Raw genomic sequence first — 15530 nt, forward strand, 5'->3', positions numbered from 1 at the left:
GGTCGACGGCACGGTCATGCGGTCACGCTCCGGGGATCGGTGATGCGGCCGGTGATCGCCGAGGCGGCGACCGTGGCCGGGGAGGCCATGTAGATCTCGGCCTCGGTGCTGCCCATGCGGCCGGTGAAGTTGCGGGTGCTCGAGGTCAGGCAGACCTCGCCGGGCCCGAGCACGCCCATGTGGTAGCCGAAGCACGCACCGCAGGTCGAATTCGTCACCACGGCACCGGAATCCGCGATGTCCTGTAGGTAGCCCAGGCGCATCGCGTCCCGGTAGACCTGCTGTGAGGCGGGCGTGACCAGCAATCGCACGCCCGCCGCGACGCTGCGGCCGCGCAGGATGTCCGCCGCGATACGCAGATCCTCGAGTTGCCCGTTGGCACACGAGCCGATGAACGCCTGATCGATCCGGCGCTGCTCGATCCGCGAGACGGGAATTCCGTTGCGGCTCACCGTTCCCGGCCGCGCGACGTACGGTTCGAGCGCGCCGAGATCGATGGTGCGCACCTGTGCGTACTCGGCGTCCGGATCGGCGACGGCGGGTTCGTAGTCGTGCACGCCACGTTCGGCCAGGAAGTCCGCGAGCACCTCGTCCACCGCGAAAGTGGCGAAGTCGGCGGAGATCTCGGCGGCCTGCGTGGCGATCGTGCGGCGGTCGTTGAGCGGCACACTGGCCAGACCCGGCCCGCCGAATTCGAGATTCTGGTTGGTGGCGTCGCCGTAGGTCGCGGCCAGCGCGAGAAAGACGTCCTTACCACTGATTTCGCGCGGCAATGTACCGATCAGTTCGTAGCGGACGGTCGGCGCGATCTGATACCAGGTCGAACCGGTACACATGATGGAGTAGACCTCCGCCGGGCCCAGTCCGCGCGCGGCGGTGTTGTACGCGCCACCCGCGCAGGTGTGTGAATCGGTGCAGGCCAGCACTTCTCCGGGCCGGGCCAGGCCGTTCTCGGCGATGACCTGATGGCAGATGCCGTGCCGGCCGACGTCGAAGAACTTCTCGATCCCGAAGTCGGCCACGAACTTTCGCGCCCGCGGACCGCCTGCCGCGTCCTTCGGCGTCGGCGCCGGAACCGCGTGATCCATCACTACCGCGATCTTGTCCGGGTCGTGGATCCGATTCGGTGTCAGCCACTGCGTGGCGAACTGCAGGTCGATCATGACGCACATGTCGACCTCGACGGTGACGATATCCCCGGGCCGGACGCGCCCGACGCCGCCCTTGCGCGCGAGCAGGTTCTCGATCATGGTCATGCCCATGGCTGGGGTGCTCCTGTGCGGTAGTGCTCGCCGAGTGCGGACCATTCGGCCAGACCGACGAGTTCGAAGAATCCCATGGGTCCGGACGGCAGTAGGTCGGCCACCTCGCGACCGGCCAGTTCACCGAGGCCGGTGAGCATGGCGTAAGCGCCCGCGGCCAGCGGCAGCGTGGGATGAATCGCGATCGCATACCCGAGTTCGGCCAGGCGCGCAGTGGATTCGATCGGAGTCAGACCACCGGCCACCAGGTTGATCAGCAGCGGAGCGGAGACCTCGGCACTGATCCGCTCGATCTCCTCGATGCTGCGCGGGGCCTCCACGAAGATCACGTCGGCACCCGCGTCCGCGTACGCGTTGGCGCGTTCGATCGCTGCGTCCAGACCCAGCGGACCCCGCGCGTCGGTCCGCGCGATGACCACCAGACCCGGATCGGTGCGGGCCTCGAGCGCGGCGGTCAACCGGGTGCGGAATTCCTCGGTATCGATGAGTTCCTTGTCCGGCAGATGCCCGCACTTCTTCGGAAAAGCCTGATCCTCCAACTGAATTGCGGCCACCCCGGCGGCCTCGTATTCGCGCACGGTGCGAATCACGTTGAGCGTCGCGCCGTATCCGGTGTCGGCGTCGGCGATCAGTGGGATGTCGCCGAGTACGCGGGTGATCATCCGGCCGCGTTCGGCCATCTCGGTCTGGGTGACCAGTCCGATATCCGGCAGCCCGAATCCCGAGGCCGCGACGCCCGCGCCGGTCAGATAGGCGGCGGAGAATCCCAGGCGCGCGACGAGCGAGGCCGAGATTCCGTCGAAAACCCCTGGTGCAGTGAGCAGTTCACCGGAGTCGAGCGCAGCTCGGAGTCTGCGGCGGGCATCGTGGGCGGTCATCGATCGCCCTCCTTTCCATCCAGCGCACCGGCCACGGGTGCGGCCAGCAACTCGGTCAGCTCGCGGATATCGGACAGCTCGTCGATGCCGAGCACGGCCCGCTGGATCGCGTCGAGCCGGGCGGCGGGCAGTAGCGGCCCGGCCAGCGAGCGGTACTTGGCGACCAGTTCGGCATCGGTGACCGGATCCGAGGGGCCACCGTGCGGCTCGATGACGCGCCTGTGCAGTACGGTGCCGTCGTCCAGGGTGAGGGTGAGTTCGGTGGCGAATCGCTCACGCGCGGAGGCATTCTCGATCGCCTCGTCCAGGACCACCTCGACCCGGCCGAGCAGATCCCACACGTCGTCCGCGTCCAGGCGCTCGGGCGTGAACTGCGGCGGCAGGACCTGTCCGTCCAGCAGGGCGACCGCGGCGGCGTAGCCCAGATTCATCTGTGCGCCGATACTGGTCAGTGGACGTTCGGGCGTCCACCAGCCATGGTGGTAGATCGCGTGGCCGACTCGAATCTCGATGCGGGACACCGTCTTCGGATCGATCGCGAATTCGTTGCGCAGTGCCAGCGCGGCCTGGATGACGCCGTGCAGCCCGCCCTGGGCGGCATAGGACTTCACCATGATCACCTCGGTCTGCCAATCCCGGCCCAGTCCGGCGACCACCTGCGCCGGATCCGGATCGTGCCCCTCGCCGAACACCGCCAGGTAGCCGCCGTACGGGCGGTCGAAGACCTGTTTGATCCCGGTGTACCCCGCCGCGGCCAGCCCCGCGGCGTAATAGCCGTTCCGAGCGGCGAATCCGTGCTGCATACGTTTGGACATCGCCTCGTACTGGGCGGCCATCAACCCGGCCGATTGCGTGCCCGCCATGCCGACCGCGTCCTCCAGCCGATCCGCGTCCAGTCCGAGCAACTTCCCGGCGACCACCGCGGCGGTGTGCGTGCCGAAGACCGGGCCGCTGTGCCAGCCGCGCGAGAGCATCTGCGCACCGTGCAGCGCCGCGCCCACTCGCGGACCGACCTCGAATCCGGCGACCGCGGCCGTCAGGGCGTCCAGGCCGGATACGCCGCCGAGGTGGTGCGCGGTCGCCAGCAGCACCGGCAGCACCAGCGAATTGCTGTGCAGCGGAGCCAGCGGATGGAAGTCGTCGAGTTCGAAACCCTGCACGAACGTGCTGTTGAGCAACACCGCCGCGGGCGCGCTGGTGGTGCGGCCGGTGCCGATCACCGCCACATCGCCGGCGCCTTCCAGGTCGAGCACCGCCCGGGTGGCGACCCGGGACCACGGCAGTTGCGCGCCGACCAGTCCGCAGGCCACACCGTCGAGCAGCAGGTGCCGGGCCCGGGAGAGCACCGCGTCAGGGATCTGTTCCGGGGTGAGCTGTTCGACCCAGCGCACCAGCGGAACGGTCACGCCCGAAGTCGTCGATTCCGTCATGCGTCTCAGTGAACGCCCGGCCCAGCCCGGCCCGGCAAAATCGCCGGAAATACGGCCACAATCGAATACCTATGTCGGAACTCGACGAGATGATCCGACATAGTGCAGGTATTCGCAGCACACAACCGATACCGATCGAGAAGGAACATGCCCCCGCAACCGCCGGACCCCCCGGCCTCTCGCGCGTTCGACGAGACCGACATCCAACTGCTCGACGCCCTGCACGCCAATCCCCGGGCCAGCTTCGAACGGCTCGGACCGGCGCTGGACATCTCCGCGGTCACCGCGGCCCGGCGCTGGCAGCGTCTGGTCGAATCCGGGCGCGCCTGGGTCTCCTCGGTGCCGGGACCGCAGTTGGCCCTGGCGGGGGCGTCGCTCGAGATCCGGGCACAGCCGGGACGCGCCCTCGAGGTCGCCCGCGCGCTGGCGATGGTCCCGCAGGTGATGAGCGTCTACGCCACCGACGGCGCGTTCGATCTGCAAGCCTTGGTGATCACCGACACTGTGGCATCGCTCAGCCGTCTGCTGCTCGAACATCTCACCGGCATCCCCGAGATCGCCACCGCGCAGAGCCAGGTGTGCCTGGAGTGGTACAGCGGCACCCGGTGGCGACTCGGCGCGATCGACACGACCCAGCAACATTCGGTCACCGACGGCTCGGGCAACCGGCCCCCTTCGGTCGGTAAGCAACTCGCCTTCCGGAATCGGACACTCACCCCCGAGGACCGCGCGCTGTTCCTGGCCCTACAGCACGACGGCCGCGCCCGGTACCGGGACCTCGCGACGCAACTGGGCATGACCGAACAGCAGGTGCGGCGACGTCTGGACACTCTGGTGCGACACGGCGTACTCGGCTTCCGCACCGATTTCACCCGTTCGGAGGGCGGCTGGCCCACCGAATACGCGTTGCGGATCTCGGTGCCGCACCACGCCCTCGCCGAAGTCGGCACGGAAATCGGCCGATGGCCGCAGACACGCATCTGCACGGCCACGACGGGCCCGGCGAACCTGCTGGTCATGGCGCAGGTCCATCACACGAGCGACCTCACCGGCCTGTTCGACCGCATCCGATCCGGCACACCCGTGGCCCAGGTCCTCGATCATCGGCTCGTCCTGCGTGCGGTCAAGTCCTGGGGTCGGCTGCTGGACGAAAACGGACACTCGAGCGGCATCGTCCCGGTCGATCCCTGGGCGTCATGGCATTCGGCGACCGCGCCGCAGCCCGATCGCCGGTCATCCGCACCGGCTCGCAGCTAACCTGAGGCGATTGTCGGAGCGGCGAGGAGAAGTAACGGTGGCGCGGTCCATGCTCGATGTGAACGAGATTCGCACACTGCGACACCGAATTCGGACCTCCCGCTTCCTTCCGGCTACCGCGCTGCTGTTCATTCTGGCGATTGCGGCCTCGTTGTTCGCCGGGTCGTACACCTACGTACTGGCCGCGCCGACGCCGCACCACATTCCGGTGGCGGTGGTCGATTCCGGCTCCGATCAACGCACCGAGACGGTCGTGGCCGCGATGAACCAGAAGCTCGGAAACACGCTCTCGGTCCGTCGCGTCGACGCGACGCAGGCGCGCGAATCACTGTTGCAGCAGCAGATTTTCGCGATCATCTCCACACGACAGGACCATGTGGCGGTCGATACGGCCGGAGCCGCGGGCGAATCGCTCGCCGAGACCCTCTCCACCACCGCGACGGCCGTCGCCGCCACGACGCACGTGCCGGTGACGACCACCGACCTGGTGCCGCTACAACACGGCGATCCGCGCGGACTCGGCCTGTTCTACATCACACTGGCCGCGGTGATCGTCGGATTCGTCGGCGCGATCCAGCTCAACGTCAACGCCGCGGCTCTGCGACATGTCGAACGCATCCTGTTCACCGCCGCATACTCCCTGCTCGGCGGGTTCGGCATCGCCGTGACCGTGGACTGGATCCTGGACGCGATCCGGCTGCCGTTCGTCGAATCCTGGCTCATCCTGGCCTTGACCATGTTCACCTCGGGCATGGTGTGCTCCATGTTCACCGCGCTGCTGGGCCGCTGGGCCATGGTGCCGACCTGGGTGGTCATGGTGCTGGTGGGCAATCCGTCCTCCGGCGGGGCGGTGTCCTGGCCGATGTTGCCGAAACTGCTGGGCCTCATCGGCCGCTGGCTGCCGCCCGGCGCCTCGGTGTCGGCACAGCACACCGCCGTGTATTTCCGTTCGTACCAGCATATTTCGCCGTTCCTGGTGCTGGCCGGATGGGCACTGGCAGCCATGATCGTGTACTGGATCTTCCGCGACCGCCAGCAGACGCGCGCCGATGCCAAGGCCGCCGCCTCCTGACTCGCGGACTTCGCGGCCCCGAACCATTTGCCCAGGTGAGGGTGCGAATGTCGGGAAATATGTTTCGGGATCGATCGCGCGGTTACTCGGGGGAGAACGCTGACACAGTGGTCGGCGTCGAAAGGGTTCGACAGCTGGCCCACGCAATCGAAGACCGGTCACACCCGTGACCGTCCGTCCCGACAGCGGAAGGAACCAGACACATGCTCATGCTCACCCCCACAGCCATCGAGGCCGTTCGCACGATCACCTCCGGTGACGGCTCCCCCGCGGAGGCCGGGCTGCGGATCTTCTCCGCAACCGAGAATGCACAGGCCCTCCAGCTAGCGGTCGCCGCGGCCCCGGCGGAACAGGATCAGGTACTCAGCGCCGACGGCTCGCGCATCTTCCTCGATGAGAAAGCTGCCGCGTTCCTGGACGACAAGATCCTCGACACCGGCGTGGACGACGAGGGTCAGAGCACATTCGTGGTCGCACCGCAGGGCCAGAACCAGCCGGGTCAGGACGCGCCGCAGGGGTAGTCCCCCGGCGCGGTCCTGCCACACCGAACACCAGCCGCACCGCGTACGACGGTGCGGACCGGTGCGGACCGGTGCTGCGCGGTCAGCCGCGGGCGAAATCGTGGCCGTGCTGCTGGGTTCCCGGCGAAATCGACGCGAGAAAGTCCTGCACGACGGTGTCGAACGCGCCGGGCTTCTCCATACTGGGCGTGTGACCGGCCTCGGGGAGGATCGCGAGCCGAGCGTCCGGAATCAGCTCGGCCAGTTCGTCGGCCAGCACGCCGCGATCGAACGCATCCTCCGCACCGGCCAGCACGAGGACCGGAATATCCAGTCCCCGTGCGGTTTCGGTGTAGTCCGGTCGTGCCGCGCGCCCGCGCAGCGCGGCCGCGGCGGTCACCGGATGAGCGGCGGTCATCATCTCCCGGGCGTGCGCGACGACCGCCGGACGCTCGCGCATACTGCGTTCGCTCAACACCAGCGGCAGGAACTCCTCGGCGTAGTCGTGCACGCCCTCGGCTTCGAGCCGATCGGCCAGAGCCAGGCGCGCCGCGCCCGCCCCGGGAGTGTCCAGACCGGCGAAGGTGTCGGAGAAGACTGCGGCACTTGCCCTTTCGGGATGCCGATCGAGCAGATCGAGCACCACCTGTCCACCCATCGAATATCCGACCAGCACCGCCTCGTCGATTCCGCGATCGTCCAGGACGGCCAGTACCGCCCGGGACTGCGCGGCCATCGTGATGACGCCGCAGGCCGCGGCGCTGCCACCGAATCCGACCAGATCGACGCAGATCACCCGGTAGCCGATCGCCACGAAGGAGTCGATCTGTGGCTGCCACATGCGTTTGTCGAACAGGAATCCGTGGACGAGGACCAGCGCCGGTCCGGTCCCGTGATCGGTGTATCCGACGGGACCGAATTCGGTGGCGAGTATCGACACGATCGGCTCCGCTCAGATCTTGGACGGATGGGTGGCCAGTGGTGTCACCGTGATGCTCATATACTCGAAAAGCGGTAGCCCGGAGAGCAATTCGTGCAGTTCGTCGGTGGACTCCACATCGAAGATCGAGAAGTTGGCGTACTCGCCGACGATGCGCCACAGCTGCGGCCACTTGCCCGCCCGCTGCAACTCCTGGCTGTATGCCTTCTCCCGGGCCACGATCTGCGCGCGGGCCTCGGGCTCGAGATCACGCGGCAGCCGGACATCCATCCGCACGTGGAACAGCATGTAATCCTCCTGGACTCGAAAGGTGTTCGGACCGGGCCCGCTCAGGCGCGGTCGAGCACGAAATCGTAGGTGATGGCGTCGCCGCCGTCCGGGCGCGGCTGCGGGTCGAGGATGAGCTCGGGCTTGACCGCGGAGGCGATGTCGTCGTCGTTGTGCTGATCGTTCGGGAAATACAGCTGCGCGGTGAGCAATTCGTGCCCCGGCGCGGAGACCTTCACGTGCAGGTGCGCCGGGCGCCAGGCGTGCCAACCCGCCGCGGCGATCAGCTTGCCACATGCGCCGTCGGTCGGGATCTGATATGGCGCGGGACGCATGGTGTGGATTTCGAAGCGGCCCTCGGCGTCGGTGCGGAACGCGGCGCGCAGATTCCACTCCGGAATGCCGGGCGCGAACTGCGAGTACAGGCCGTCGGAGTCGGCGTGCCAGAGTTCGATCGTGGCGTCGCCCACGGCGGCGCCGTCGGTCGAGGTGACCCGGCCGGTCCACACCAGCGGGCGGCCGGATTCGTCCTCGCGCATGGGAACCGAGTCGCCCACACCGCGTTCGGGGGCGCCGGGCACATAGTAGGGGCCCTCGATGGTGCCCTTGTTGCCGTGCCGGTGCTCGGTGGCGACCTCCTCCACCACGTGCTCCACCCAGACGTCCAGGAACAGCGGCCATTCGCCGTCCTGCCCGACGTTGATCAGCCACGCCTTGAGCGCGTTGTACTCGGCGTAGGTGAGCTTGTGCCGCCGGATGGTGCCGGCCACCGCGTCGAGTACCTCGCGGGCGAGCAGATCCACCCGCTCGGGCGGGGTGTTCGCGACGTTCATCTTGTCGGCGGCGAAACGTTCGGTGGCACGGGCGCCGGAATCGGCGGCGGTCGCGGCCGGGTTGATCGCGGTCATCGGATCCTCCTTGATTACTGACCTGTATTCGGTTGTCGGGCTGCTGTTTTCGGAAGGTAGCGTCAGATGTCCTGGCGGTACCGGGCGAGTTTGTCCGGATCCAGGTCGACGCCCAGACCGCCGCCGGGCCGGATGGTGAGTTCGCCGCCGCGGATCTCCAGGGGTTCGGTGAGCAGGTCGTCGCTCATATCCAGGAAGTTGGACAACTCCCCGGCGCGTCGCGAGGTGAGCCGGTAGGCCGAGCCGAAGACCACCGAGCACATCGAACCGAGCTGGCCGTCGATCTGGTTGCCCATCACGACCTCGAGGCCGAGCCCTTCGGCGAGGTGGTGCACGCGCTGCGATCCGGTGAATCCGGTGCGCGCGGTCTTGATGCTGATCGCGGTGGCCGAGCCGCCGAGCACCTCCCGGGTCACATCGGCCGGGGTGGGCACCGATTCGTCGGCGATGAACGGGATGTCGATACGCGAGACCAGCCAGCGCCGCCCCAGCACGTCATCGGCGGGGCAGAGTTCCTCGGCGAACAGCAGATTCAGATCGGCCATCTGCTTCATGGCCGCGGCCGATTCCGACGCGGTCCAGCCGCGGTTGCCGTCGATGTAGAGTTCCACGCTCTCGCCCAGCGCCGTACGCAGCGCACGCACCACCGCGACGTCCAGCTCGACCGGACGTCGACCGACCTTGACCTTGAAGGTGTTGATGCCGTGGCGATCTCGCATCTTCTCCGCCTCGGCGACCATCGCGGCGGGGTCGTCGAAGCCGAGCATGTGCGAGACCCGCATGCGGTCGGTGTAACCACCGAGCAGTTCGGTGACCTGGATGTCCAGGGTGCGGCCCAGCGCGTCCCAGACGGCCATATCGATCGCGGCCTTGGCCACCGGATTGCCGACCGTGCGCGCGAGCCGGGCGTGAATCGTCTCGCGCTGCAACAGATTCAGCCCGATCACCTGCGGGGCGAAGATCTTCCGGATCACCGCCACCACGCCGTCCTGCGTCTCACCGTAGGTGAACGGGCGCGGCGGGGCCTCGGCGATGCCGATCACACCGTCGTCGGTGTGCACCCGAACCAGGACGTGTTCGGCGACCTGCACCTCCCCGGAGGCGAACGTCAGTGGTTTGCGATAGGGAATGGCGAACGGAATCGCCTCCACGGCTGTAATTTTCATCGTCCGGCCTCCGCGGGCTCGTCGTGCTGTGTCGGGGGTGGGATATCCGGTCGCTCACGGGCGGCAGAGCCGGCGCGAGCGCGTCGAGTACGGAATGCACTACCGGGGAATCGATGTCGCGCCGCCAGGCCAGGGCCAGCTCGACTGTCTCGGCGTCGGCCAGTTCCCGGAACACGACCCCGGCCAGCGGCAGCGCGCGAGCCGAAGCGGGCAGCACCGCGACGCCCAATCCCCCGGCGACCAGCGCCAGCAGCACTCCGGTTCCACTCGCCTCGTGGGCGATCTGCGGACCGAATCCCGCTGCGCGGCAACTACGGACGACCGCGGCGTTGACCACCGAATCGCGACCCGAATAACAGACGAAACTCTCCGCGCGCAGATCGGCCATGGCGATGACCGGTTCGACGGCGAGGCGATGGTCCGCGGGAATGGCCAGGATCAGCGGTTCCACTTCCAGCACACGCAGTTCCAGATCGTCGCCCCGCAGCGGCGGCCGCAGCACGCCCAGGTCCAGACTGCCCGCGCGCAGCCGGTCGCACTGTTCGGAGGTGAGCAGGTCGGAGTGGATCTGCAGGGCGACGTCGGGCAGTTCGTACTGCAACCGGCGGGCCATCCGGGGCAGATGCGAGAGGGTGGCGGTCCCGGTGAAACCCATCCGGACCTGCCCGAGCCGCCCGTCGGAAATCCTGCGGACCCCGCGCACACTGTCCTCGACGGTGTCCAGGACGCGCTGCGCCTCGCCGAGCAGGAATTCCCCGGCCGGGGTGAGCGCGACCTGCCGGGTGGTGCGGGTGAACAGCGGCGCGCCGAGTTCGGCCTCGAGTTGCCGGATCGACTGCGACAGGGCGGGCTGGGCCATGCGCAGGCGTTCGGCGGCCCGGCCGAAGTGTCTGGTGTCCGCGACGGTCGCGAAGTACCGCAGGTGACGAAGTTCCATCTCCGGGTCTCCTTCCGATGCACCGCGACGCCTCGATGTGTATTGAGTCACGGTAGATATGAATATTGAGTCAGGACAAATACTATTTTCGGTCCGATTGATATGCCAGATTTATCAATAGCGCCCTAGGTCAGGACTGGGCATTCACCTGGGGTGATCGGGGTCACATGCTGCCACGATCGGGACACAGGCCACTGCGGCGACGCATCGTCCCCGGCACGAGGACTCCGCCGCAGGCCGTTCCCGACGCGGTTGGAGGACCCCATGACCAGTACGTTCGAACACCTGACACAGGTGCTCGCCGATGCGATCGTCGACGATCGGGAGGCCGGGGTCTTCCGCACGAATCGCCGGATCTTCACCGACGAGGAAGTCTTCGAACTCGAGATGAAATACATCTTCGAAGGCAACTGGATCTACCTGGCGCACGAGAGCCAGATCCCGAATCCGGGCGACTACTTCACCACCTACATCGGCCGCCAGCCGGTGGTGATCACCCGCGACCGGGACGGTGAGCTGCACTGCTTGATCAACGCCTGCGCGCACCGCGGCGCGATGATCTGTCGCCGCAAGACCGACAACCGCACCACCCTGACCTGCCCGTTCCACGGCTGGACATTCCGCAACGACGGCACCCTGCTCAAGGTCAAGGACCCCGACGGCGCCGGTTATCCGGACACGTTCGACAAGAACGGCTCGCACAACATGACCCGCGTCGCCCGCTTCGAGAGTTACCGCGGATTCCTGTTCGGCAGCCTGAACCCGGACGTGCTGACGCTGCGCGAACATCTCGGCGACACCACCGCCGTGATCGATATGCTCGTCGACCAGTCCCCGGACGGTCTCGAGGTGCTGCGCGGATCCTCCACCTACACCTATGACGGCAACTGGAAGGTGCAGGCGGAGAACGGCGCGGACGGCTATCACGTCACCGCGACGCACTGGAACTACGCGGCCACCACCTCCCGCCGCGACACCGGCGCGTCCAAGAACGACACCAAGACGCTGGACGCGGGCAAATGGGGTAAGGCCGGCGGCGGCTACTGGTCGTTCCCGCACGGGCACCTGTGCCTGTGGACCTGGGCGCCCAACCCGCAGGACCGGCCGCTGTGGCCGCGGATCGAGGAACTCAAACGCGAATACGGCGAGGCCCGAGGCGAATTCATGGTCAAGGGCTCGCGCAACCTGTGCCTGTATCCGAACGTGTATCTGATGGACCAGTTCAGCACGCAGATCCGGCACTTCCGCCCGATCGCGCCGGACAAGACCGAGGTCACCATCTACTGCATCGCTCCCAAAGGCGAGAGCCCCGACGCGCGAGCCTGGCGAATCCGGCAGTACGAGGACTTCTTCAACGCCTCCGGTATGGCGACTCCCGACGATCTGGAGGAATTCCGTTCCTGCCAACTGACTTTCCGCGCTGAGGCGGCCCCCTGGAACGATATGAGCCGCGGCGCCGAGCACTGGCTCACCGGACCCGATCCGGTCGCCGAATCCCTCGGTATGCACGGTGTGGTCTCGGCCGGAGTGAAGAACGAGGACGAGGGCCTGTTCCCGATCCAGCACGGCTACTGGCTGTCCCGGATGCGAGAGAGCCTGTCGCACGAGCGATCTCGATCGGCCGGGGAATCCGGAACCGATCGCGTCGAGGTCTGAGGAGATTACGATGATCATCACCACCGACACCCCCGCGGGCTCGAAACTCATCACCCACAACGACATCGAGCAGTTCCTGTATCGCGAGGCTCGCTACCTCGACGATCGGGAATTCGAGAACTGGCTGGACTGCTACGCCGACGACGTCGTGTACTGGATGCCCGCCTGGGGCGACGACGATCTGCTGACCGAGGACCCGCAGACCCAGATCTCGCTGATCTACTACTCGAACAAGGGCGGCCTGGAGGATCGGGTCTTCCGCATTCGCACCGAAAGGTCTTCGGCCACATCACTTCCCGAGCCGCGCACCAGCCACAACATCAGCAATGTGGAGGTGATCGAACGTCGCGGTGATCTGGTGGACATCCGATTCAACTGGCACACCATGTATTTCCGGTACAAGACCGTCGATCCGTACTACGGGACCTCGTTCTACACGATCGACTTCTCCGGGCCCGCGCCCCTGATCCGGCGCAAAACCGTGGTGCTCAAGAACGACTACATCCACCACGTCGTCGACGTGTACCACTGCTGAGCCGCGAAAGAGCCCGTCATGAACCACCGGATCGCGCTGTCGTTCGAGGACGGCGTCACGCGCTTCATCACCTGCGCCGCGGATCAGACCGTGGCCGACGCCTCGTACCGGGCGCGCATCAACATTCCGCTGGACTGCCGCGACGGCGCGTGCGGCACCTGCAAGGCGTTCTGCGAGTCCGGTGACTACGACGGCGGGACCTACATCGACGACGCGCTCAGCGCCGACGAAGCCGCGAACGGCTACGTGCTGCCGTGCAGTATGAAGCCGAAATCCGATCTGGTACTGCAGATTCGGAGTTCCTCGGCGGTGGCCAAGACCCAGCCGACCAGGTACACCGCGACGATCACCGCCCTGGATCGGCTCTCCCCGACCACGGTCGCGCTGACCGCGGAGATCGCCGACCGCGACAAGCTGGCCTTCCTGCCCGGCCAGTATGTCAATATCGCGGTGCCGGGGACCGATCAGAGCCGGTCGTACTCGTTCAGCAACGGACCGACCGACAAGAGCCTGACCTTTCTGATCAAGCTCACCCCGGGCGGGGTGATGTCGCAATACCTCACCGAACGCGCGGCGGTGTCGGACGAACTCACCCTCCTCGGCCCCAACGGCAGCTTCTTCCTGCGGGAGACCGAACGTCCGGTGTTGCTGCTGGCCGGCGGCACCGGGCTGGCTCCGGTGCTGTCGATTCTGCGGGCGATGCGGGCGGCGGGCACGAGCCGTCCGGCCCATCTGATCTACGGCGTGAGCACCGACGACGATCTGGTGGAGCTGGACACGCTCGCGGAGCTGGAGCTGGATGGATTCACTTGGGACTATTGCGTTTCCGCGCCGGGGAGCGCCGCGCCGAACAAGGGATACGTCACGAGTCTGATCCGCGACGAGCACCTCTACGACGGCGACGTCGCGGTATATCTGTGCGGACCGCCCGCGATGGTGGAATCGGTGCGCAAGGAATTCGCCACGCGCGGAATCGAACCCACCGGATTCTATTACGAGAAGTTCGCGCTCTCGGGCACCGCGACATCGCCATCGCCGAGCCGGGCCGACGCGACGCCGGACGAAGTTGCCGATGATGCGGCCGTCGCTGAGCCGCAACCGGTCCACGTCCCGGCAGACGAACCGAAAATCACTGCGCAGCAACCTGGTTCGACGTCGACACAGTGCGATGAATCCGTCTCCGCCACACTGGCTTCCGGCGGACGCGCGATCGCAGGTCAGGAGATCTTCACCGCGGCCTCCCTGGCTCCGCTCGAGGTGGCGAATCAGGTGCCGGACGATTCGGTCACGTTGCGCTCGATCGCCGGTCACGCCGTATGGCCCGGCACCGGCGGTTCCCGTGCACTCGATCCCGGCGATCCGCTGCTGACGACCGAATCTGCGCGCAATATCGCCGGGCAGCAGATACTTCCCGCCGACCAGGCCCTCGCACCGCTGGTCGCGCCGAGCGAGACCACCGGCGGATACGAGATCGGTGAGGAGCATCCCTCGATCCACGAATCCGATGCGGTGTTCGAGGCCCGCGAAGCCCTCGAACTGGGCGCACTCGAACTCACCATCGGCCGCCTGGACACCCGGCACCTGGCCGGATACCGGCTGCTGGCCGAATCCACGCTGCCGTACGTGGACGGCGACCGGTTCGTCGACGCGGCGGCGTACACCGAGGCCAATGCCGCATTCCACGACTATCTGTTCACCCTCACCGGCAACGAACATCTGCTGCATGCCTATCGCGCACTGGGAGTGCAGGGCCGGATGGAAGAGACGCTGCGCAATGCGACGTGGTGTCATCCGCGCTGCGCCCAGGATCACGTCGATATCGTCGCCGCCTTCGAATCGGGTGATCGGCAGACCGCGCGGCAACTGATCGTGGAACACGCCGAACGGTCCAAGACCACCATGCGCCGCGCGATGACCGACGCGGCCGCGCAGAAGCGTCCGGCGTTCATCTCCCCCGGCCGGTTCGACGGCAAGGTCGTCGTGGTGACGGGTGCGGCACAGGGCATCGGCGAGCGCACCGCCCGGCGGATCAGCGCCGAGGGTGGGTCGGTCGTCCTGGTCGACCGATCCGAACTGGTGAATCAGGTGGCCGGTGAGCTGCCTCGATCGAGTGCGGTCACCGCCGACCTGGAGACCTGGGCGGGCGCCGAGCAGATGATCACCCGGTCGCTGGCCCGGCACGGGCGGATCGACGTGCTGATCAACAATGTCGGCGGGGCCATCTGGTTCAAACCGTTCACCGAATTCACCCCCGCGCAGATCCAGGCCGAGATCACCCGCTCGCTCATGACGACGCTGCTGGCCTGTCGCGCGGTCCTGCCGGGCATGGCCGAACGCGGCAGGGGCGTCATCGTGAACGTCTCTTCCGCGGCCACGCGCGGTATCCACCGCATCCCGTATTCGGCGGCCAAGGGCGGGATCAACGCGCTGACCGCCTCGCTCGCACTGGAATACGCCGATGCCGGAATCCGCGTCGTCGCCACCGCGCCCGGCGGCACCGACGCCCCGCCCCGCCGTATCTCGCGCGGCGGATCGGCGCTGGAGAGCGAGCAGGAGCAGAAGTGGTTCCAGGCGCACATCGATCAGACGATCGACTCCAGCCCGATGAAACGCTACGGAACGCTCGACGAGCAGGCCGCGGCGATCACCTTCCTGGCCTCCGACGAGGCGTCCTACATCACCGGCACGGTCCTGCCGGTCGCGGGCGGAGATCTGGGCTGAG

Annotated in this window: 13 protein-coding genes and 1 pseudogene; 6 read left to right on the plus strand and 8 right to left on the minus strand. The window is 67.2% G+C overall.

Annotated features, from left to right (window positions below; all coding sequences use genetic code 11):
• Window positions 1–14 precede the first annotated feature (14 nt).
• Genes ON40_RS23180 through ON40_RS23190 form a run of 3 tightly spaced genes read right to left on the minus strand, consistent with a single transcriptional unit; the run spans window position 15 to window position 3570 of the window.
• Window positions 15–1262: a 3-isopropylmalate dehydratase large subunit gene (locus ON40_RS23180; protein ID WP_040826099.1), complete on the minus strand. Its 1248-nt coding sequence runs from the start codon at window positions 1260–1262 to the stop codon at window positions 15–17.
• Window positions 1253–2140 carry an isocitrate lyase/PEP mutase family protein gene (locus ON40_RS23185; protein WP_040826100.1) on the minus strand — a complete coding sequence of 296 codons (888 nt, stop codon included), beginning with the start codon at window positions 2138–2140 and terminating at the stop codon, window positions 1253–1255. The genes ON40_RS23180 and ON40_RS23185 overlap by 10 nt, the downstream gene beginning before the upstream one ends.
• Window positions 2137–3570, minus strand: a complete 1434-nt coding sequence (locus ON40_RS23190) for an MmgE/PrpD family protein (protein ID WP_040826101.1) — start codon at window positions 3568–3570, stop codon at window positions 2137–2139. The genes ON40_RS23185 and ON40_RS23190 overlap by 4 nt, the downstream gene beginning before the upstream one ends.
• 147 nt (window positions 3571–3717) lie before the next feature.
• Here ON40_RS23190 and ON40_RS23195 point away from each other — a divergent pair, with 147 nt between their 5' ends.
• The 3 genes from ON40_RS23195 (at window position 3718) to ON40_RS23205 (ending at window position 6420) form a co-directional block, all read left to right on the plus strand.
• A complete protein-coding gene (locus tag ON40_RS23195) occupies window positions 3718–4827 on the plus strand; it encodes an Lrp/AsnC family transcriptional regulator (protein ID WP_063713071.1) in 1110 nt (369 codons plus the stop codon).
• A 37-nt stretch (window positions 4828–4864) separates the two neighbouring features.
• Window positions 4865–5899 carry an ABC transporter permease gene (locus tag ON40_RS23200; RefSeq protein ID WP_245567954.1) on the plus strand — a complete coding sequence of 345 codons (1035 nt, stop codon included), beginning with the start codon at window positions 4865–4867 and terminating at the stop codon, window positions 5897–5899.
• A gap of 203 nt (window positions 5900–6102) precedes the next feature.
• Window positions 6103–6420 (plus strand): hypothetical protein, encoded by a 318-nt coding sequence (locus ON40_RS23205; protein WP_040826102.1) that lies wholly within the window; start codon window positions 6103–6105, stop codon window positions 6418–6420.
• Between the two features lie 82 nt (window positions 6421–6502).
• On the opposite strand, the gene ON40_RS23210 is transcribed toward ON40_RS23205, so the two are convergent.
• The 5 genes and pseudogenes from ON40_RS23210 to ON40_RS23230 form a co-directional block, all read right to left on the minus strand.
• Window positions 6503–7339: an alpha/beta fold hydrolase gene (locus ON40_RS23210; RefSeq protein WP_040826103.1), complete on the minus strand. Its 837-nt coding sequence runs from the start codon at window positions 7337–7339 to the stop codon at window positions 6503–6505.
• Between the two features lie 12 nt (window positions 7340–7351).
• Complete coding sequence (gene catC / locus ON40_RS23215; protein ID WP_040826104.1) at window positions 7352–7627, minus strand: muconolactone Delta-isomerase; 276 nt, start codon at window positions 7625–7627, stop codon at window positions 7352–7354.
• Window positions 7628–7668: 41 nt separating this feature from the next.
• The gene (gene catA, locus ON40_RS23220) at window positions 7669–8514 is read right to left on the minus strand and encodes a catechol 1,2-dioxygenase (RefSeq protein WP_040826105.1); all 846 of its coding nucleotides are present in this window, start codon (window positions 8512–8514) and stop codon (window positions 7669–7671) included.
• Between the two features lie 62 nt (window positions 8515–8576).
• The gene (locus ON40_RS23225) at window positions 8577–9680 is read right to left on the minus strand and encodes a mandelate racemase/muconate lactonizing enzyme family protein (RefSeq protein WP_040826106.1); all 1104 of its coding nucleotides are present in this window, start codon (window positions 9678–9680) and stop codon (window positions 8577–8579) included.
• 52 nt (window positions 9681–9732) lie between these two features.
• Window positions 9733–10617, minus strand: a pseudogene (locus ON40_RS23230) (LysR substrate-binding domain-containing protein); the annotation flags it as partial.
• Window positions 10618–10881: 264 nt separating this feature from the next.
• Here ON40_RS23230 and benA point away from each other — a divergent pair.
• Genes benA through benC form a run of 3 tightly spaced genes read left to right on the plus strand, consistent with a single transcriptional unit; the run spans window position 10882 to window position 15529 of the window.
• Window positions 10882–12273, plus strand: a complete 1392-nt coding sequence (benA, locus tag ON40_RS23235; protein ID WP_040826107.1) for a benzoate 1,2-dioxygenase large subunit — start codon at window positions 10882–10884, stop codon at window positions 12271–12273.
• Between the two features lie 10 nt (window positions 12274–12283).
• Window positions 12284–12808 (plus strand): benzoate 1,2-dioxygenase small subunit, encoded by a 525-nt coding sequence (gene benB / locus ON40_RS23240; protein WP_040826108.1) that lies wholly within the window; start codon window positions 12284–12286, stop codon window positions 12806–12808.
• Window positions 12809–12826: 18 nt separating this feature from the next.
• The gene (gene benC, locus ON40_RS23245; protein ID WP_040826109.1) at window positions 12827–15529 is read left to right on the plus strand and encodes a benzoate 1,2-dioxygenase electron transfer component BenC; all 2703 of its coding nucleotides are present in this window, start codon (window positions 12827–12829) and stop codon (window positions 15527–15529) included.
• Window position 15530: the final 1 nt, after the last annotated feature.

It is taken from the genome of Nocardia jiangxiensis NBRC 101359 (assembly GCF_000308615.1).
In the GTDB taxonomy this organism is placed as follows: Bacteria; Actinomycetota; Actinomycetes; order Mycobacteriales; family Mycobacteriaceae; genus Nocardia; species Nocardia jiangxiensis.

Bases quoted from the DNA above. Each gene is read 5' to 3' on its own strand.
- ON40_RS23185 (WP_040826100.1), bottom strand. From the start codon at position 2,140: ATGACCGCCCACGATGCCCGCCGCAGACTCCGAGCTGCGCTCGACTCC.
- ON40_RS23180 (WP_040826099.1), bottom strand. From the start codon at position 1,262: ATGGGCATGACCATGATCGAGAACCTGCTCGCGCGCAAGGGCGGCGTC.
- benC (WP_040826109.1), top strand. From the start codon at position 12,827: ATGAACCACCGGATCGCGCTGTCGTTCGAGGACGGCGTCACGCGCTTC.
- catA (WP_040826105.1), bottom strand. From the start codon at position 8,514: ATGACCGCGATCAACCCGGCCGCGACCGCCGCCGATTCCGGCGCCCGT.
- ON40_RS23190 (WP_040826101.1), bottom strand. From the start codon at position 3,570: ATGACGGAATCGACGACTTCGGGCGTGACCGTTCCGCTGGTGCGCTGG.
- catC (WP_040826104.1), bottom strand. From the start codon at position 7,627: ATGCTGTTCCACGTGCGGATGGATGTCCGGCTGCCGCGTGATCTCGAG.
- ON40_RS23205 (WP_040826102.1), top strand. From the start codon at position 6,103: ATGCTCATGCTCACCCCCACAGCCATCGAGGCCGTTCGCACGATCACC.
- ON40_RS23195 (WP_063713071.1), top strand. From the start codon at position 3,718: ATGCCCCCGCAACCGCCGGACCCCCCGGCCTCTCGCGCGTTCGACGAG.
- ON40_RS23225 (WP_040826106.1), bottom strand. From the start codon at position 9,680: ATGAAAATTACAGCCGTGGAGGCGATTCCGTTCGCCATTCCCTATCGC.
- benB (WP_040826108.1), top strand. From the start codon at position 12,284: ATGATCATCACCACCGACACCCCCGCGGGCTCGAAACTCATCACCCAC.
- benA (WP_040826107.1), top strand. From the start codon at position 10,882: ATGACCAGTACGTTCGAACACCTGACACAGGTGCTCGCCGATGCGATC.